The sequence below is a fragment of the Streptomyces genisteinicus genome (genome assembly GCF_014489615.1).
Classification (GTDB): Bacteria; Actinomycetota; Actinomycetes; order Streptomycetales; family Streptomycetaceae; genus Streptomyces; species Streptomyces genisteinicus.
Genome location: NZ_CP060825.1, coordinates 457,190 through 475,179 on the forward strand (window position 1 = coordinate 457,190; position 17,990 = coordinate 475,179).

The 17,990-nt window shown below is 74.7% G+C and carries 19 protein-coding genes; 9 read left to right on the forward strand and 10 right to left on the reverse strand.

The genetic code is table 11. From position 1 onward, the window contains the following. Nucleotides 1–245: 245 nt before the first annotated feature. Nucleotides 246–1,682 (forward strand): FAD-dependent oxidoreductase, encoded by a 1,437-nt coding sequence (locus IAG43_RS02020; protein WP_187739020.1) that lies wholly within the window; start codon nt 246–248, stop codon nt 1,680–1,682. Nucleotides 1,683–1,721: 39 nt separating this feature from the next. Here IAG43_RS02020 and IAG43_RS02025 read toward each other — a convergent pair whose 3' ends face one another. After that, nucleotides 1,722–2,405, reverse strand: coding sequence for an HNH endonuclease (locus IAG43_RS02025; RefSeq protein ID WP_187739021.1), 684 nt, complete (start codon nt 2,403–2,405; stop codon nt 1,722–1,724). Between the two features lie 324 nt (nt 2,406–2,729). On the opposite strand from IAG43_RS02025, the gene IAG43_RS02030 reads away from it, so the two are divergent. Next, nucleotides 2,730–3,389: a LamG domain-containing protein gene (locus tag IAG43_RS02030; RefSeq protein ID WP_187739022.1), complete on the forward strand. Its 660-nt coding sequence runs from the start codon at nt 2,730–2,732 to the stop codon at nt 3,387–3,389. On the opposite strand, the gene IAG43_RS02035 is transcribed toward IAG43_RS02030, so the two are convergent. After that, nucleotides 3,337–4,467, reverse strand: a complete 1,131-nt coding sequence (locus IAG43_RS02035; RefSeq protein WP_187739023.1) for an AraC family transcriptional regulator — start codon at nt 4,465–4,467, stop codon at nt 3,337–3,339. The genes IAG43_RS02030 and IAG43_RS02035 overlap by 53 nt on opposite strands. Nucleotides 4,468–4,632: 165 nt before the next feature. Between IAG43_RS02035 and IAG43_RS02040 the strand changes: the two genes are divergently transcribed. Beyond that, complete coding sequence (locus IAG43_RS02040; RefSeq protein ID WP_187739024.1) at nt 4,633–6,720, forward strand: neutral/alkaline ceramidase; 2,088 nt, start codon at nt 4,633–4,635, stop codon at nt 6,718–6,720. A gap of 35 nt (nt 6,721–6,755) precedes the next feature. Continuing rightward, nucleotides 6,756–7,154, forward strand: a complete 399-nt coding sequence (locus IAG43_RS02045) for a DnaJ family domain-containing protein (RefSeq protein ID WP_187739025.1) — start codon at nt 6,756–6,758, stop codon at nt 7,152–7,154. A 27-nt stretch (nt 7,155–7,181) separates the two neighbouring features. Here IAG43_RS02045 and tgmB read toward each other — a convergent pair whose 3' ends face one another. From tgmB to IAG43_RS02065, 4 genes are all read right to left on the reverse strand, one after another. Then, entirely contained in the window at nt 7,182–8,114 is a 933-nt protein-coding gene (gene tgmB / locus IAG43_RS02050) for an ATP-grasp ribosomal peptide maturase (protein ID WP_187739026.1), read from the reverse strand. Nucleotides 8,115–8,164: 50 nt separating this feature from the next. Further along, nucleotides 8,165–8,356 (reverse strand): putative ATP-grasp-modified RiPP, encoded by a 192-nt coding sequence (gene tgmA, locus IAG43_RS02055; RefSeq protein WP_147989659.1) that lies wholly within the window; start codon nt 8,354–8,356, stop codon nt 8,165–8,167. 315 nt (nt 8,357–8,671) lie between these two features. Next, nucleotides 8,672–9,244: a Clp protease N-terminal domain-containing protein gene (locus tag IAG43_RS02060; protein ID WP_187739027.1), complete on the reverse strand. Its 573-nt coding sequence runs from the start codon at nt 9,242–9,244 to the stop codon at nt 8,672–8,674. Continuing rightward, nucleotides 9,244–9,453 carry a helix-turn-helix domain-containing protein gene (locus IAG43_RS02065; RefSeq protein WP_187739028.1) on the reverse strand — a complete coding sequence of 70 codons (210 nt, stop codon included), beginning with the start codon at nt 9,451–9,453 and terminating at the stop codon, nt 9,244–9,246. The genes IAG43_RS02060 and IAG43_RS02065 overlap by 1 nt, the downstream gene beginning before the upstream one ends. Before the next feature lie 144 nt (nt 9,454–9,597). Between IAG43_RS02065 and IAG43_RS02070 the strand changes: the two genes are divergently transcribed. Next, nucleotides 9,598–10,110, forward strand: a complete 513-nt coding sequence (locus IAG43_RS02070; RefSeq protein WP_187739029.1) for a mycothiol transferase — start codon at nt 9,598–9,600, stop codon at nt 10,108–10,110. Nucleotides 10,111–10,329: 219 nt separating this feature from the next. Continuing rightward, complete coding sequence (locus IAG43_RS02075) at nt 10,330–11,808, forward strand: glutamate-cysteine ligase family protein (protein WP_187739030.1); 1,479 nt, start codon at nt 10,330–10,332, stop codon at nt 11,806–11,808. Between the two features lie 71 nt (nt 11,809–11,879). Here the strand turns inward: IAG43_RS02075 and IAG43_RS02080 are convergent, their stop codons facing one another. The 4 genes from IAG43_RS02080 to IAG43_RS02095 form a co-directional block, all read right to left on the reverse strand. Next, nucleotides 11,880–12,266, reverse strand: a complete 387-nt coding sequence (locus IAG43_RS02080; protein ID WP_187739031.1) for an SH3 domain-containing protein — start codon at nt 12,264–12,266, stop codon at nt 11,880–11,882. A 197-nt stretch (nt 12,267–12,463) separates the two neighbouring features. Beyond that, nucleotides 12,464–12,655, reverse strand: coding sequence for a DUF6381 family protein (locus IAG43_RS02085; protein ID WP_187739032.1), 192 nt, complete (start codon nt 12,653–12,655; stop codon nt 12,464–12,466). 94 nt (nt 12,656–12,749) lie between these two features. Then, nucleotides 12,750–14,300, reverse strand: a complete 1,551-nt coding sequence (locus tag IAG43_RS02090; protein ID WP_187739033.1) for a glycerol-3-phosphate dehydrogenase/oxidase — start codon at nt 14,298–14,300, stop codon at nt 12,750–12,752. Beyond that, nucleotides 14,297–14,896 carry a TetR/AcrR family transcriptional regulator gene (locus IAG43_RS02095; protein WP_187739034.1) on the reverse strand — a complete coding sequence of 200 codons (600 nt, stop codon included), beginning with the start codon at nt 14,894–14,896 and terminating at the stop codon, nt 14,297–14,299. Before IAG43_RS02095 ends, IAG43_RS02090 begins: the two co-directional genes overlap by 4 nt. Before the next feature lie 70 nt (nt 14,897–14,966). Here IAG43_RS02095 and IAG43_RS02100 point away from each other — a divergent pair, with 70 nt between their 5' ends. The 3 genes from IAG43_RS02100 to IAG43_RS02110 are packed head-to-tail and all read left to right on the forward strand — an operon-like array spanning nt 14,967 to nt 17,835. After that, nucleotides 14,967–16,562 carry an FAD-binding oxidoreductase gene (locus IAG43_RS02100; protein ID WP_187739035.1) on the forward strand — a complete coding sequence of 532 codons (1,596 nt, stop codon included), beginning with the start codon at nt 14,967–14,969 and terminating at the stop codon, nt 16,560–16,562. Between the two features lie 26 nt (nt 16,563–16,588). After that, nucleotides 16,589–17,503, forward strand: a complete 915-nt coding sequence (locus IAG43_RS02105; RefSeq protein ID WP_187739036.1) for a diacylglycerol/lipid kinase family protein — start codon at nt 16,589–16,591, stop codon at nt 17,501–17,503. Between the two features lie 32 nt (nt 17,504–17,535). Further along, complete coding sequence (locus IAG43_RS02110; RefSeq protein WP_187739037.1) at nt 17,536–17,835, forward strand: hypothetical protein; 300 nt, start codon at nt 17,536–17,538, stop codon at nt 17,833–17,835. The last annotated feature ends 155 nt before the right edge of the window (nt 17,836–17,990 follow it).

The window sequence follows — 17,990 nt, forward strand, 5'->3', positions numbered from 1 at the left end:
GGCCCCGGGGCGGACGGGTCACCCGTCCGGGTGACGGGACCTCGGGGCGGCCCGCGCGGGAGCGCGCGCACGGGCCGCGCCCCTCGGGGTGACGCGCCCGGCGCCCCGGCCCTGCGGGCCGCCCGTGCGCCGGCACACCGGGCGCGGACGGGACTCCGGGGGCGGCGCGATCCGTTCGGAGCCCTCCCACCAGCCGGAATACTGGTCGGTCCCGCAACACATCGCCGACCACGAGAGGCAGATGGATGGACGACGCACTGGGAAGGGGCTCCTCCCGGCAGGGAGCGGGGCGACGGCACGCGGTGGTCGTCGGCGGAAGCCTCGCAGGGCTCCTGGCGGCACACGTGCTCGCCGAGCACGCGGACCGGGTGACCGTCGTGGAGCGCGACCGGATCGCCGACGAGCCCGGTACCCGCCCGGGGGTTCCCCAGGGCCGGCACGTCCACGTGCTGCTGGAGGGCGGTCAGGTGGCGCTCGACGCACTGCTCCCGGGCTTCATGGCGGAGCTCGGCGCGGCGGGCGCGCCCCGGCTGGGGATGCCGTCCGACATGGTCCAGTGGCAGGGCGGGCGGTGGTTCCGGCGGACGGACGCGACCACGCACATCTACACCGGGTCCCGGGGTCAGGTGGAGCACCTGGTGCGCCGGCGGGTGCTGGCCAATCCGCTGATCACGGTGGTCGCGTCGACCGAGGCCGTGGGTCTCGCGGGTGACGCGCGCCGGGTCCGCGGCGTCCTGGTCCGCGAACGCGGCGCCGGCGCGGACGCGGCCCCCCGCACGCTGGAGGCCGACCTGGTGGTGGACGCCTCCGGGCGCGGCACCCGCGCGGACCGCTGGCTGGCGGAGATCGGGGCGGAGCCGCCCCGGGAGGAGACCATCGACACGGGCCTCGCCTACGCCTCGCGGCTCTACCGCAACAGGAGCGACCACCTCGGCTCGGAGGCGCTCGGGTACTACGTCTACCCGAGCGCGGACCAGGTCTACAGCGGTGGCGTCCTGCCGCTGGAGGACGGCCGCCACCTGGTGATCCTCGCGGGGCTGCGCGGCGACGAACCGCCCACCGACGAGGAGGGGTTCACGGCGTACGCGGCCCGCTTCCCGCACCCGTTCATCCACGAGTGGATGAAGGAGGCAGTCCCGGAGTCGGCGCCGTTCGGCTTCCGCCGGACGTCCAACGTCCGCCGCCGCTACGACCGTCCGGGCCGCAGGCCGGCGGGCTTCCTCGCGACCGGCGACGCGCTGTGCACGTTCAACCCGATCTACGGGCAGGGCATGGCGGTCGCGGCGCTGAGCGCGGTGGCGCTGCGCGACGCGCTCGCCGACCCGCGCCGCACGCCGACCACGCGGCGGGTGCAGCATGCGCTGTTCGACGCGTCCCGCCAGGCGTGGGACATCTCGGCGGGCGCGGACCGCGCCATGCCCGGCGCGGTCGGCAGTGCCGTGGCCACCCGGGCGGTCGACCGGCCGGCGGGCTGGTACCTCGGGCGGGTCCAGCAGCGGTACCCGGGCGACCCGGTGATCGGCCCGGCGTTCCGTTCGGTGCTGACCCTGACCGCTCCGGTGAGCGCGCTGTTCGCCCCGAAGGTGGTGCGCGCCGCACTGTTCGGTCCGGTGGCGGCGACCCCCTCCGGGCCGCCGCTGCGGCGCGAGACGGCCGCGGAGCGGACCGTCCCCGCCCGCTGAGCGCCCTCCGGGCGGGGAGAGGTCCGTGCCCGTCGCCGCTCAGCGGGCGGCGGGCACGGCCGTGTAGTGGACGACGGTGTCCTCGCAAGGGCCTTCGGCGAAGACCTTCACCGCCTCCGACTCCGCGGTGTCGGCGTCGAGGCCCCAGCGGAGTTTGGTGGACACCCATTCGGCGACGTAGCGGCAGTGCGCGGACGGCTCCGGCGGAATCCAGTCCGCCGGGTCGCGGTCCCCGCGGGCCCGGTGGGTCCCGGCGGTGAGCACGGTCAGCGGCTGCGGCGCACCCTGGTCGTTCGCGTACGCCTCCCGGCGTGCGGCGGACCAGCCGTCGGCGCCGGACTCCCATGCCTCCGCGAGCGGGACGGTGTGGGCGACCACCAGCGCGCCGGCGCCGGCGACCGTGGCGCGCTCCGTGTACGGGGCCCAGGTGCCGCCCGTGAGGCGGCAGTCCGCGCCGACGGACGGCGCTTCGACGGCCTCGGCGAGCAGGACCTCGCCCCGGGTGTCGCATCCGTCGCCCGGCACCAGTCCGGCGTTCCAGTGCGGGAAGGCGCCCGGCCCGGGGGCGGTCCCCCGTTCCGGCACGACGTGCAGCCGGCCGACGGCGTCCGCGAGCGGCAGGACCTCGGCGGCGGAGGCGGGGGCGGCCGGGACGGTGCAGAAGGCGGCGAGGACGGAGAGCAGGGCGAGCGCGCTGCGGGCGCGCATCCGGTACGGAGTCATGAGGCGGTGATAGCGGGCCGGCGGCCGGACCGGGCACGGCGGGACGGCCGATCACCCGCACGGGTGCCCCGATTCACCGCAGAAACGATGCCGCCGGGCGGCGCACCGGCCTCCCCCGTCCGTCCGTCACACGCGGCGGACCGGCCGGCGCGACCCGCGGACCGGCCGGCCCGTCCCGCGTGCCGGAGGGACACCGCCCCGTCCGTGCACCCCGGTCCGCGACACGCCCGGGATGCACCGGTGGGCCGGGCGGCCGTGTCCTCAAGACGGGCACGGGCGTTGAACCGGGTGTCCGTCGTCAGCGCTTTCGCGAGGGGGACCCACGTGAGCAGCGACGCAGCGTTCTTCACCGCCGATTTCACGTCGACCGCCCAATGGGTGGCCGGCCGGTCCTGGGCCTATCCCGACGGAGGCCCGCGCAACCGATCCGACAACAAACTGGACCACCTCACCGACGATCCCGCGTACAGCCGCGAAGGCGCCTTCCGCGCCACCCGGCGCGACGACGGGTACTGGGACACCGGACTTCTGACCACCGAGGAGAGCGAGGAGGGGTTCGCCCTGCGCGCCGGCGACGTGCTGGAGACGCGGGTGCGGCTGCCCGAGGAGATCGGCGCCTGGCCCGCGGTGTGGACCTGGCGCGACGGCGGCAACGAGATCGACGTCTTCGAGTACCACCCGGACAACCCCGGACTGCTGGAACTGACCAACCATGTGCGTGGCGCCCAGCGGTACTTCAGCGACCCCCGCATCCGGCCCGGCGCGCAGGTGGACCTGCGGGTCGAGTTCGGTGCGGGCTCCGTCGTCTGGTGGGTGAACGGCAGGCGCGTGTTCGCCGACGGGCGCGGCGTGGGCCGCCGCTGGCGGGCCTACCTCATCGTGAACCTCTCGGTGTGTGCAGGCCGGTACCACCCGGCGCCCGACGAGGACGTCACGGAGATGTCGTACGCCGTGGAGTACCTGCGGGTGCACCGCCGCCGGTGAGACCGGCGGGCCCGGCGATCCGGCGGGCGGCATCGGCCGCCCGCCGGATCGCCGAGGGGCTGGTGCCGAACCACCGGGTCACGGCACGGCGGAGGGTGCGCGCGTCGCTGAAGCCGAGCAGCGCGGCGACGGTGTGCAGCGGCAGGTCGCCGGTGGTCAGCAGCTCCTCGGCGCGGACCAGGCGCACGGAGTCGACCAGCGCCTCGTACGTCGTGCCGTGGCCGGCGAGCCGGCGCCGCAGGGTGCGTTCGCTCATGCCGCGGGCGAGCGCCTGCTGCGCCAGCGGGGGCACCCGTGGCAGGCCGCGGGCGACCGACACCTCCAGGCCCTCCACCAGTTCCTGCCGTTCCCGGCCGCGGGTGCGGGCCGCGTCGAGGAGCTGGACGACCTGCGCGAGCGCGTAGGCGTCGGCGCTCGGCACGGGTCTGCGCAGCCAGTCGTCGGCGAACTCGATCCGGTCGTCGGCGGCGCCGAAGGCGACCGGGCAGCGGAACCACTCCTCGTACGCGTCCGCGTGCGGCGGCCGGCTGTGCCGGACCGCCACGGCGCGCGGCGCGAACCGTGCGTCCAGGGAGTCGCGGACGAGGGCGACGATGCTGCCGAACGCCTCCTCCAGCAGGAAGGCCCGCAGGCCGGAGTCCGTGTACCGGGCCGTCGCGAGGACGGCGGCGCCGCCCGGAACGGGCTCCGTTCGGTAGTCCAGCATCGATCCGGCGGCCCCGTGGTGGCGGATCCCGAGGTCGAGCGCGTGGCCGAGGGTGGGGCTGGCCAGCAGGCCGAAGCCGACGATCCCCCACGCCGTCACCCGCTGGCGGCGGCCCACGGCGAGGCCGAGCGCCGGGTCGCCGAGCGCGTCGAGCGCCTCGCGGATGACGGTGCTTCCCTGGCGGTAGGAGATCCGCCCGCCGACGGCGCACAGGGCGGCCTCGCTCAGTCCGGCGCGGCGCAGCGCGGGCCCGAGGTCGTGGCCGCGTTCGCCGGCCACCAGCATCAGGTACCGCAGCAGGTGCGGGGTGATCGTCGCCGAACCGTACCGGGGGTCGGCGAGCGCCGGCGGGGGCGGTGACGGTCGGGTCATGTGATCACTCCTCGGGGACGTCACTGTAGGCACGGAGCCGGGCCGCGGACAGGGGGTGTGGCCGACGAAGTCCCGTTACTGGCCGGTTGAGTCCTCTCCCTCCTCCGGGCACCGCCCTTACCGTCGGTCACACCTGTTGTCCCACTGCATCGCGAGGGAGAAGGCATGCGGTCCCCCACCACGCGCGCGAGAGCGGTCTCCCTGCTGCTCGCCGGGGCGCTCGGCGCCCTGACCCTGTCGGCGGTCCCCGCCGCACCCCCCGCCGGCGCGGCGACCCCCGCACCCGGCGCCGCGGCCGAGGCCGCCGCGGCCGGCACCCCGTACCTCGTGGGCCGCGGCATCGCCGATGTGACCGGCGAGGCGGCCGAGGCCGGCATGATGGGCTACTCCAGCTTCGACCAGAAGGCCACCGGCATCCACCAGCGCCAGCGTTCACGGGCGTTCGTCGTCGCGGACCCCGGCGGCAGCCGGGTGGTCTACGTCAACGCGGATCTGGGCATGATCTTCCAGTCCGTGCGCCAGGGCGTCCTGGCCGAACTGGGCCGCCGCTACGGCTCGCTGTACGGCGAGCGCAACGTCCTGCTCTCCGCGACCCACACCCACGCCGGAACCGGCGGCCACTCCCACCACATCGCCTACAACCTCGCGTCGCTGGGCTTCCAGAAGGACACCTACCGGGCGATCGTCGACGGGATCGTCGAGTCCGTCGCGAAGGCCCACGACGACCTGCGGCCGGGCACCATCAGCCTCGGCAGGGGCGAGCTGACGAACGCGAGCGTCAACCGGTCGAGAACTGCGTTCGACAGGAACCCGGCCGCCGACCGGGCCGCCTTCCCGGGCGGGATCGATCCCGCGATGACGGTGCTGCGCTTCCGCCAGGGCGGCGAGGACGTCGGCGCGATCAGCTGGTTCGCCACCCACAACACCTCGCTCACCAACAAGAACACCCTGTTGAGCCCCGACAACAAGGGGTACGCGTCCTACGCGTGGGAGCACGACGACCAGGGCGTGCGCTATCTGGACGACGCCGAGGGCTTCGTCGCCGCGTTCCCCAACACCAACGCGGGCGACATGTCGCCGAACCTGAACCTGAAGCCGGGGTCGGGGCCCACCGAGGACGAGTTCGAGAACACCCGCATCATCGGCGACCGGCAGTACACGCGGGCCAAGGAGATCTACGAGCGGGCATCCGTGCCGGTCACCGGAGCCGTGGACGCGCGGCTGCGGTACGTGGACATGGAGCAGGTCACCGTCGACGGCAGGTACACGCCGGACGGACGCGAGCACCGGACCTGCCCGGCGATGGTCGGCGCGTCGACGCTGGCGGGCAGCGTCGAGGACGGACCGGCGATCCCCGGCTTCACCGAGGGCATGAACAGCCCCGTGGCGAAGCTGCTGGAGCCGCTGCGCATCGACCCGCCCGAGTGGCTGGTGGGCTGCCAGTACCCGAAGGCCAACCTGGTGCCCACGGGCCTGGTCTCCTCCGTGGTCCCGGCGACACCGAGCAGGCTGCCCGTCCAGATCGTCAGGATCGGGCAGTTCTACCTGGTGGCGGGCCCGGCCGAGTACACCGTCGTGTCCGGTCTGCGCATCCGGCGGACGGTCGCGGCGGAGCTGGGCGTGCCGCTGGAGAACGTGCTGATGCAGGGGTACGCCAACGCCTACAGCCAGTACGTGACGACTCCCGAGGAGTACGACCTCCAGCAGTACGAGGGGGGTTCGACCCTCTACGGCCGGCACACCCTGCCCGCCTACCAGCAGGAGTTCGGCTCCCTCGCGGCGGCGATGCGCGACGGCGACCCGGTGGACCACGGGCCGCTGCCGGCCGACCACTCGGCGGGTCAGATCACGCTGCAGACCGGTGTGGTGATGGACAACCCGCCGGGCGGGAAGTCGTACGGCGACGTGCTCAAGGCTCCCGCGGCGGCGTACGCGCGGGGCGCGACGGTGACGGCGGAGTTCGTGACCGGCCACCCGAAGAACAACCTGCGCCGGGGCGGCACGTTCCTGGAGGTCCAGCGCAGGGACGGCGACCGGTGGGTGCGGGTGCTGGACGACGGCGACTGGGACACCACGTACCGGTGGGTCCGGCTCAACGGGGTGCTCGGCACCTCCAAGGCGGTCCTCACCTGGCGGATCGCGCCGGGCACCGCACCGGGCACGTACCGGATCGTGCACCACGGCGACAGCAGGACCCTGCTCGGCAGGGTGACCGCCTTCAGCGGGGCGACGGCCCCGTTCACGGTGCGCTGATCCGGGTCCCGGGACCCGGGGCTACGCTGGGAGGCATGACCGAACGGAAACCGCCCGGCGTCAGCTTCGAGTCCTGGGTCGACCGGCAGGTCCGGCAGGCCACCGAGAACGGCGAGTTCGCGGACCTGCCGGGGTTCGGCAAGCCGCTGCCCGAGGACCCCGGCGGCTACGACGAACTGTGGTGGATCAAGGGCAAGATGCACCGCGAGGGCCTGGCGGTCCTGCCGCCGGCCCTCGCGCTGCGCAAGGAGGCGGAGGACGCGCTGGCGGAGGCGCTGCGCGCGCCGTCCGAGGCGGCGGTGCGCCGGATCATCGCCCGCATCAACGAGCGGATCACCCCGGCGATGCTGCGCCCGCCGCCGGGGCCGCCGCTCGGTCTGAAGCCGTACGACGCCGACGCGGTCGTCGAGGAGTGGCGGCGCGGCCGGGAGTGAGGCCGCCGGGGCGGCCCCGGGGCGCTTTCAGGCGGTCGGTTCGGCCGCGAGCCATTCGGCGACGGTGCGGGCGATCGGCTGCCCGGTCTCCAGCTCGACGAAGCCGAACTGGCCGCCCTGGTTGCACTCCAGGAACCACCAGGTGCCGTCGGCGTCCTCGGCGAAGTCGAAGGCTCCGTAGGCGAGTTCCGCCTCCTTCTTGTAGCGTTCCACGGCCCGGGCGACCGGCGCGGGGACGTCCACGGGCTCCCAGGTGTGGCCGGTCTCGCCGAACCGTCCGTCGACCTGCCCGGCCTCGGCGGTCTTGCGTGCCGCGAGGTGGGTGCAGCCGACGCTGGTCAGCCGGATGTCGGCGCTCTTGGCGATGTAGCGCTGGAGCAGGGTGGGGGCCGCGGCGACCCCGGAGAAGTCCGCGTCGGGCGGCACCAGGGTGGTGGGCAGGGCCATGGGCGGATCGCCGGGCGACTTGCCGGACACCGACTTCACGACGACGTGCCGGTACTGCTCGGCGAACTTCCGGGCCATCGCCGGATAGGTGGTGACCAGGGTCGCGGGCACCGGGAAGCCGCTGCGGTGCGCCAGGCGCATCTGCCACGGCTTGCGGCGTGCCCGCGCCGCGGCACTGGGGTGGTTCATCCAGCGGGCCGCGGTGGAGTCGAGCATCCCGTACAGGGCGTGGCCGCTCTCGTCGGTCAGCCAGGCGGACGGCTCGGGCGCGTGCGCGGCGGCCTCGCCCGGCCTGCGGATCCAGACCGAGCGCATCGCCTCGACGCTCGCCACGCGGCCACCGGTGGAGAGGTAGCCGCGGAACTCGCCGCGCACGTACTCGGCGGACAGCGCGACGTCCCCGGGCAGATCGCCGGGGTCGAACCGGACGAGCGGCACGCCCAGTTCGTGCAGCTGCGCCACCACCATGTCGGCGGTGACGTCCTGTTCGCTCGTCAGTACCAGTACGGTCACGGAGTGCGGTCCGTCCGTCCGGCGGGCTGTCCGGTCATGGGGCGGGCCGGTCAGTCGTCGAAGTGCGTCGCGGAGCCGGCCTTGGACGTCGTCGTACCGGCGGCGGCCATCAGGGCGCGGTCGGCGATCGCGGGACGGCCGTCGGAGAGCACGTTCAGCTGGAGCGCCGCGTCGTACGCGTACGCGGTCAGGGCCGGCGCCTGCTCGGCGGGCCGTGCGTAGTTCCACGCGAACGGTTTCATCGCTGGTTCCTCCCCTGCCCGCGCGCCAGCCCGGGCTTCATGACGGTACGTGGCGAGGTCGCCACGGGATCACCACACAGAGTGACACCGTGAACGCTCTTCACGGAAAGACCTTCGGATCCGAACATCTGCATCGGCGGTGACATGCCCCGCCGGTGCCATCCAGACAGACGCACCACGGCCCGTCAGGGTTTCAAGTTTTGGCCATGACGTGACGCAGATGACACGACGAATGCCCTGAAACCAAAGAAAAGCCCCACCGTCGAGCGGTGCGCGAAGGCACCGGACCCGACGGAGGGGCATTGCGGGAGAGCGTCAACCGGCTTGAGCCGCACCGCCGTTCCGCGCGCCGAAGGCGACCCTGACGACGGCGTCGTACGTCACGCCGTGGTCCGCGAGCACCTCCGCGACCACGCCCGGCCGGGCGGCGAGCGCAAGCAGCAGGTGTTCGGACCCGATGGCCCGGTCGCCCCGGCCGACGGCGATCCGCAGCGACCGCTCCAGGACACCCTTCGCCTCCCGCGTGAAGGGCAGGTGACCGAAGCGGGGGCGGCGGGTGACGGCGGGCGCGGCGAGCGCCCCCTCCCCGTGCACCTCCTCGACCCGGGCCACGATCCGGTCCACGTCGACCCCGAGCCCGGCGAGCGCGCGCACCTGGGCCGCGGTCATGCCGCCGCGGCGCCGCGCCGCGGCCAGCGCCGATTCCAGCCCGTCGCGCCGGTCGGCCACCCCCAGGGCGCGCAGGGCGAACGCCGCGCGTCCCTCCTCCATGCCGAGCAGCGCGAGCAGCAGGTGCTCGTCGGTGACGCGGGGCTCGCCCGCCGTCCGGCAGCAGGCGACGGCGCCGGTGACGACGGCCCGGGCCTCCCCGGTGAAGCGCTCGAACATCACTGCCTCCCGTGCTTCTTGTGTACGGCCTGCCTGCTGACGCCCAGTTCCGCCGCGATGTCCTGCCAGGACCAGCCCTGATTGCGGGCGCTGCGCACCTGCACTGCCTCGAGCTGCTCCAGCAGCCGGCGCAGCGCGGCGACGGCCCTCAGCCCGATCCGGGGATCCCGGTCGCCCGCCCGCTCGGCGAGATCGGTTGCTTCGGTCATGGCGTCAACATACGTTGACACCTCTCGCGTGTCAACCTTCATTGACATGGGTGACGCTCCGCGTGCCGCCGCCGGGACGGGTCGGCCGGACGGCACGATGGGCGGCACACGATCGACACGCGGCACACGGCCGAGGAGCGGACCATGGACAGCGCCGACCTGCTGGCGGATGCCTTCGACCGGGTGCGCGCGGTGGTGCACGAGACGGTGGAGGGCCTGTCGGACGACGACCTGACGGCCCGGCCCGGCCCGGACGCCAACACGATCGCCTGGCTCGTCTGGCACCTGACCCGCGTCCAGGACGACCACCTCGCCGACGCCGCGGGCACCGAGCAGGTGTGGACGGCCGACGGCTGGGCCGAGCGGTTCGCGCTGCCGTTCCCGCCGTCGGCCACCGGGTACGGGCACTCGCCCGGCGACGTCGCCTCGGTGCGGGCCGGCGCCGGCGACCTGCTCGGCTACCACGACGCCGTGCACGCCGCCACCCGGCGCTGGGTCCGCACCCTCGACGCCGCCGCGCTCGACCGGGTCGTGGACGCCTCGTGGACGCCGCCGGTCACCCTGGGCGTCCGCCTGGTCAGCGTCGTCGCGGACGACCTCCAGCACGCGGGCCAGGCCGCGTACGTCCGCGGCCTGCTGGAGCGGCGCGGCAGCTGAGACCGGCACACCGCCGGACGGCCGGCGGCGGACGGACCGGCGCACCCCGGACCGCTGACATCGCGCCCCGGACCGCTGACCGCCGGCGGGACCGGCATGCGCCGACGGCGGGTGACGGGGCGGGCACGCCCCGTCGGCGCCTCGCCCCTCGCTGGTCGCGGCCGCCGGTGAGTGGCACGCTGAGACGGGGGTGTCTGCCCGACGATCCCGGGAGGACGGATGGGACGTGACGTCCCGGCGCTGGTGTTCACCCGTGACGACCGCCGCCGCTACCGCACCAAGATGCAGTCCTGCCTGGACACCTTCGCGCAGATGCTGCGCGAGGCCCGCTTCGAGTTCGAGCGGCCCCAGGTGGGCCTGGAGATCGAGCTCAACCTGGTCGACGGCTCCGGAGAACCCGCGATGCGCAGCGCCGAGGTGCTGGAGGCCATCGCGGACGCGGCCTGGGACAGCGAACTCGGCCGCTTCAACCTGGAGATCAACATCCTGCCTCGGCAGCTGACGGCGGGCGGCCCCGACTCCTGGGAGCAGGAGATCCGCGACGCGCTCAACCACGCCGAGCAGCGGGCCTCGGACGTCGGCGCGCACCTCATGATGGTCGGCATCCTGCCGACGCTGCGCCGCGACCACGTCGGTGCGGCCGCGCTCTCCGAGAACCCGCGCTACCACCTGCTCAACGAGCAGGTGTTCGCGGCACGGGGCGAGGACCTGCGCATCGAGATCGACGGCATCGACCGGCTGCGGACGTACGCCGACACCATCACGCCCGAGGCGGCCTGCACCAGCACCCAGTTCCATCTGCAGGTCTCGCCCGACCGGTTCGCGGCCTACTGGAACGCGGCGCAGGCGATCGCGGGCGTGCAGGTGGCGCTCGCGGCCAACGCGCCGTTCCTCTTCGGCAAGGAGCTCTGGCGCGAGACCCGCGTCCCGCTCTTCGAGCAGGCCACCGACACCCGGCCCGACGAGCTGAAGGTGCAGGGCGTGCGCCCGCGCGTCTGGTTCGGCGAGCGGTGGATCACCGGCGTCTTCGACCTGTTCGAGGAGAACCTGCGCTACTTCCCCGCGCTGCTCCCCCTGTGCGACGACGAGGACCCGCGCGACACCCTGGACGGCGGCGACGCGCCCCAGCTCGCCGAACTGACCCTGCACAACGGGACGATCTACCGGTGGAACCGCCCGGTCTACGCCGTGGACAAGGGCAAGCCGCACCTGCGGATCGAGAACCGGGTGCTGCCCGCCGGGCCGACGGTGGCCGACACGCTCGCCAACGGCGCGTTCTACTACGGGCTGACGCGTGCCCTGGTGGACGAGGAGCGCCCGGTGTGGTCGCGGATGTCCTTCCAGGCCGCCGAGGACAATCTGCACGCCGCGGCCCGGCACGGGATCGACGCCCGTCTGTACTGGCCCGGCATGGGCGAGGTGCCGGTGGCCGAACTGGTGCTGCGCCGCCTGCTGCCGCTGGCCCACCGCGGGCTGGAGGCGTCGGGAATGGACGCGCCCTGGCGCGAGCCGCTGCTGGGCGTCATCGAGCAGCGGTGCGTCACCGGGCGCAACGGCGCGGTGTGGCAGGCGGAGATGTTCCGCCACATCGACCGCACCGGCCGGGTCGGGCGGGAGGAGGCGCTGCGTCTGATGACGCGGCAGTACCTCGACTACATGCACCTCAACGCCCCGGCCCACACCTGGCCCGTCGAGTAGGGCCGGGCGCGGGCCGGGGCGGGCGGCCCGACGGCCGCCCGGGGGCGCGGGCAGCCTCCCGGAGGCGCTCGCTAGCGGAGCACGTCCTTGCAGTAGTTCACCGTGCCGGTCTGGACCACGTAGCGTGCGGGCACCCAGACCTTGCGGCTGTCGCGGACGAGGTACCAGACGTCGTTGCCGGCGATGTTCTGCGCGCGCACCTTGCAGGTCAGGCCGATCTGCGCGCGGTAGGCGAGCGTGCCCTTCACGGACGAGTCGGTGCTCGGGTAGGCGCGCAGGTTCAGCCCGCTCTGCGCGGTGACCGTGCCGTAGGGCCTGGCGGGCGCGGCGGCCGGGGCGCCGGCGGGGGCGGCGGCACCGGCGGGGGCGGCGACCGTCAGGGCCACACCGACGGCGAGGACACCGGCCGCGACGCGGGAGGAGAGGCTTCCGGCAGGGCGGATGGTGGTCATGGTCATCGAACGGCTCCGATCGCTGGACGGCCCCCCGCTACCGGCCCGACCCTAGGGCGGGCGGAGCCCCGTACCGCGCAGAAATGCCCGGCGGGCGCTCCGTGTTCGCCCCGAGGGGGGAACACACAGCGCCCGCCGGGCGGCGGCGGCCCCGGGGAACGTCGCGCTCCACGGGGCCGCCCGGACCCTCGCACGGCAGCCGGTCACACGTCGGGGTAGATGTCCCCGGTGCCCATCGCGGACTCCTGGTCGGACTGGGCCTTCAGCCGCTGGGCCTTGTCCTTCAGCCGCTGGGCCTCCTTGGGGTCGCTGCTGCGGCCGGCGGCCTCGTCCAGTTCCTTCGCCTTCTCCCGCATCTGCCGCACCCGGCCGCGGGACTCGTCGGTACCGCTCATGATCACTCCTCGGACGTGTCGAGCACTGACCACCCAGCGAAACAGGGCCGCCGCACCGGCGCATCTCGGAGGTCCCGGGGCGGCCCCGAGGAGGTCAGCCGGCGGCGAGCGCCGCGGCCGCGGCGTCGTGGGCGCGGGCCCGGTCGTCGGCGACGAGGCCGATGCGGGTGCGGCGGTCGAGGACGTCGGACTCGTCCAGCGCCCCCTCGTGGCGGACGGCCCACACCAGTTCGGCCCCGGTGACGGGGTGGCCGGGCACGACCGGGCGGGCCAGCGCCGGGTCGGCCGTTCCGAGTGCGTGCACGGCCGGGGCCTCCGAGCCGTAGCGGCGCACCAGCCGGCGGGGCACGTCGAGGGCGGCGAGCTCGGCCGGCCGGGCCGCGCCCACCAGCGGGAGGGCCGCCGTGCGGCAGGGGCCGGCGGTGAGGCGGCCGGCGCGGACGGCGGCGTCGACGGCGTCCTGGGCCATGCGCCGGTAGGTGGTGAGCTTGCCCCCGACCACGGTGACGACCCCGCCCGGTGAGGTGACGACCGCGTGCCTGCGGGAGATGTCGGCGGTGCGCCCGGGGCCGCCGCCGGTGTCGAGCAGGGGCCGCAGGCCGGCGAAGGCGCCCACCACGTCGGCGCGGCCCAGCACGACGTCGAGCGCGGAGCCGAGGACGTCGAGCAGGAAGCCGATGTCGGTCTCGGGGACCTCGGGCACGTCGGGGACGTCGCCGTCGACGGGTTCGTCGGTGAGGCCGACGTAGACCCTGCCGTCGCCCTGGGGCAGGACGAGCACGAAGCGGTTCGTCTCGCCCGGGATCGGGATGTGCATGCCGGCCGCGAGGCCGCCGAGGGCTTCGGACCGCAGCACCAGGTGGGTGCCGCGGGAGGGGCGCAGGCGGATGTCGCCGATCAGGTCGCCCGCCCACACCCCGGCGGCGTTGACCACGGTGCGTGCGCGGATGTCGAACTCCTCCCCGGTGAGCTCGTCGCGGACGCGGGCGCCGCGGCCGGTGAGGGCGAGGACACGGGTACGGGTCAGCACCCGGGTGCCGTGGGCGGCGGCGGTACGGGCGATCGCGGTCACCAGCCGGGCGTCGTCCGTCAGCTGCCCGTCCCAGGACAGGAGTCCGCCGCGCAGTCCGGTGGGCCGCAGCGCGGGCGCCATGTGGCGGGTCTCCACCGCGGACAGGGTGCGGGGCGCGGGGAGGGTGGCGCGCGAGGTGCCCGCGGAGGCGCGCAGCAGGTCGCCGGCGCGGAAGCCGGCCCGGGCGAGCGCGGCCTGGGCGCGGGAGACGAGGGGCGTGAGCGGCAGCACGAACGGCTGGGCGCGCACCAGGTGGGGCGCGGTCCTCTCCATCAGCACGCCGCGTTCGACGGCGCTCTCGTGGGCGACGTCGAGCTGCCCGGTGGCGAGGTAGCGCAGCCCTCCGTGGATGAGCTTGGAGCTCCACCGGGAGGTCCCGAAGGCGAGGTCGTGGGCGTCCACGGCGACGACGTCGAGCCCGCGGGAGGCGGCGTCGAGCGCGGCGCCCGCCCCGGTCGCGCCGAGCCCGACGACCAGGACGTCCGCCTCGGTGCGCGCGTCGGCCACGGCGGTCAGTTCACGGGTGCGGCGGGCCGCGTCGAGCGAGGCGGCGGCCGGGGCGTGGGGGTTCACGGTGCGAGGGTCCTCTCCAGAAGGGTGCGCAGTTCGCCGAGGAACGCGGCGTCGGTGAGCTCCTCGTCGTCCGCGTCGGTCATCGTGCGCAGGGACATCGCGAAGGACTGCACGACGAGGAGGAGCGATCGGGCCTGCCGGCCGGTGTGGGTGCGGCGGACGGAGCCGTCCGCGTGCCCCTCCTCCAGCCCTCCGGTGATGAGACCGAGCAGGGCGTCCTGACTGGCTCCGCGCCGGTCCAGGAGGTACGGGAGGAGGAGTTCGGGGTCGACGTCGAGGATCTTGTGGAACAGCGGGTGCCCGCGGAACGCCTCGACGCCGGCGACCAGTCCGGAGACGATCCGGTCCCTGGTGGGGACGCCGGGCGTCTGCTCGGGCATGGCGCCGACCGCCAGCGCGATCCACTCGCGGGTCATCAGGTCGCCGACGAGGCTGCGCACGTCGGGCCAGCGGCGGTAGAGCGTCATCCGGGACACGCCGGCGCGCCGGGCGACGTCGGTCAGGGTCGTGCGGCGTACGCCGACGGCGAGGACGCAGTCGCGTGCGGCATCGAGCACGGCGTCTGCGTCCGACTGGTTGTGACGAATGGGCGTCATCTGTCACAGTGTAATGCCAGGGCGGGCCGCGCGGCAGTGCACCCCGCGAACCGACGTGAGGAAGAGCGACGTGGACATGTTGTGGAGCGGCTGGGGCGACCCGGCCAAGGCGGCCCCCCTGCCCGACGCGGTGACCGGTCTGCTGCGCGACCTGCTCGGCGTGACCCGCCGCGAGGAGGGGATCGCCTCCCTCGACGCCGTGGAGGTCCCGGCGTCGCCCCTCGGCGCGGAGGCGCTCGCCGCGCTGGCCGACTGCGTCGGCGGCGCGGCGCACGTCGACACCGGCGCCGAGAGCCGCGTCCGCCACACCCGCGGCAAGTCCACGCCCGACCTGCTGCGCATCCGCGCCGGCGACACCGCCGACACCCCGGCCGCCGTGGTGCTGCCCGGCAGCCACGACGAGGTGCTCGCGGTGCTGCGCGTCTGCGCCGAACAGGGCCTGTCCGCCGTCCCGTTCGGCGGCGGGACCTCCGTCGTCGGCGGACTCGCGCCGGAGGCGAAGCGCCCGTTCGTCGCCCTCGACCTGCGCCGGCTCGACCGGCTGGTCCGCGTCGACGACGTCTCCCGCACGGCCGTCCTCGAACCCGGTCTGCGCGGACCGCGGTGCGAGGCGCTCCTCAACGAACAGGGCTGGACGCTGGGCCACTTCCCGCAGTCCTTCGAGTGGGCGACGGTCGGCGGATTCGCCGCGGCACGCTCCAGCGGCCAGGCGTCGGCGGGCTACGGCCGCTTCGACGAGATGGTCCTCGGACTGACCGTGGCCACCCCCGAGGGCACCCTGGAGACCGGCCGGGCACCGCGCTCGGCCGCCGGCCCCGACCTGCGGCAGCTCCTGCTCGGCTCGGAGGGAGCGTTCGGCGTGATCACCGCCGTCACCGTGCGCATCCGCCCGCTGCCGGAGCGCAGGACCTACGAGGGCTGGCGCTTCCCGTCGTTCGAGGCCGGCGCCGCGGCCCTGCGCGCCCTCGCCCAGGACGGGCCGCGGCCCACCGTGCTGCGCCTCTCCGACGAGACGGAGACCTTCATCGGGCTGGCGCAGCCCGACGCCATCGGCAGCGGGGACGGGGCGGCGGCGGCCGGCTGCATGGCGATCGCCGGATACGAGGGCACCGCGGCCGACACCGCCGAACGCCGCGAGAAGGCGGCCGCCGTCCTCACCGCGCTCGGCGGCGAGTTCATCGGCGCCGAGCCCGGGGAGCGCTGGGCCCACGGCCGCTACGACGCCCCCTACCTGCGGGACGCGCTGCTGGACGCGGGCGCCTTCGCCGAGACACTGGAGACCGCCGCCTTCTGGTCCGACGTGCCCGGGCTGTACGCCGCGGTCCGCACCGCGCTCACCGACACCCTGACCGCCGGCGGCACCCCGCCGCTGGTCATGTGCCACATCTCCCACGTCTACGAGAACGGCGCGTCCCTGTACTTCACCGTCGTCTCGGCGCAGGGCGAGGACGCCGTCGCGCACTGGGACACCGCGAAGCGCGCGGCCAACGAGGCGATCCTCGCCGCGGGCGGCACCATCAGCCACCACCACGGGGTGGGCACCGACCACCGCGACTGGTACGCCCGGGAGGTCGGCCCCCTCGGGGTCCGTATGCTGCAGGCCGTCAAGGCCGAGACCGACCCCGCCGGCGTCCTCAGCCCCGGCGTCCTGCTCCCCGTCCGCTGACCACCGTGCCGCCCGGAGGCGTATCCATGCGACAGTTCACCGCCGTCGTCAACCCGACCGCGGGCAGCTCCAGCGGTACGGCGGCGCTCCTTCCCGTCGCCCGCCTGCTGCGCGAGGCGGGCGCGGAGATCGACACCCAGTACAGCCGCAGTCTGGAGCACGCCCGCGAACTCGCCCGCCGGGCGGGGGCGGCGGGCCGTGCGGTCCTCGCCGTCGGCGGCGACGGGATGGCCGGCTGCGTCGGCGGGGCGCTCAGCGGCACCGGCGCCGAGTTCGGCCTGGTGCCAGCGGGCCGCGGCAACGACTTCGCCCGGGCGCTGGGGCTGCCGCAGGAGGCGCCCGACCTCGCCGGAGTCCTGCTCCGCGGGGCGGCGAGGCCCGTCGACACCATCGAGGTCACCTCCGCCGTGCACGACGGCATATCGGTCCTCGGCAGCGTGTACGCGGGTGTCGACGCCGTCGCCAACCGGCACGCCAACACCTCCCGGCTGCTGCGCGGAGCGGCCTCGTACTACGCGGGCGGGCTGCGGGCCGTCACGGCGTGGCGGCCCGCCTCGTACCGGATCACGGTCGACGGGGTGCTGCACGAGCGCCGCGGCTACACCGTCGTCGCCGCCAACTCCGGCTTCTACGGCTTCAACCGGCGCATCGCACCGGGGGCGCGGGTGGACGACGGGAGCCTGGACGTGGTCGTCATCCACGACGCCCCGAAGCGGTTGTTCTTCGCGATGATGAACGAGCTCAAGACCGGCGCCCACATACGGCGCCCCCAGGTGGAGATCCTCAGCGGCAAGGAGATCCGCATCGAGGCCGAACGCCCGCTGCCCTACGGCGCGGACGGGGAGGTGGACGCGTCACTTCCGGTGACCGTGCGGGTACAGCCGGGCGCACTGAGGGTGCTGTGTCCCGAACCGGTTCCGGAATTTCGGTCCCGCCGGTAGCGATCAAGCGGGAGGAGTGTGACGTTGGATGCATGAGCTGGGCATCCTGGACTACTCCTGGTGTGTATTCCGGACACGGCGGCGTCCTCACCGACGAGGTCGGTGTCGTGTCGGGCGACCTCACGGTGCACACCACCTGGGTCGACGGCGAGGCAGCCGTCACGGTGCAGTACACCGGGGCCGCCGACTGGTTCACGATGTCGGGCAGTCCGGCACCGTGTCCGTCCGAGACGGCGAGCCGTGATCTCCACGACGCGGTGATCGAGGCGGTCCGCGGTCCGACGACGGCGACGGTGCCACCGCTGCCGCAGGCGTCGGCCGAGATCGACTGAGCCCGCCGCACCCGTGTCCCGGCCCTCACGGGCCGGGGCTCCCGAACCACCCACGGGGCGCGGTCTCCCGCGCGGACCGGGCAGTTCGGCCTCCGGGCCACGTTCCCGCCGGTCCGAGCCGGGGACAGGGGACGCCCGCCGCACCGGCGGGCGTC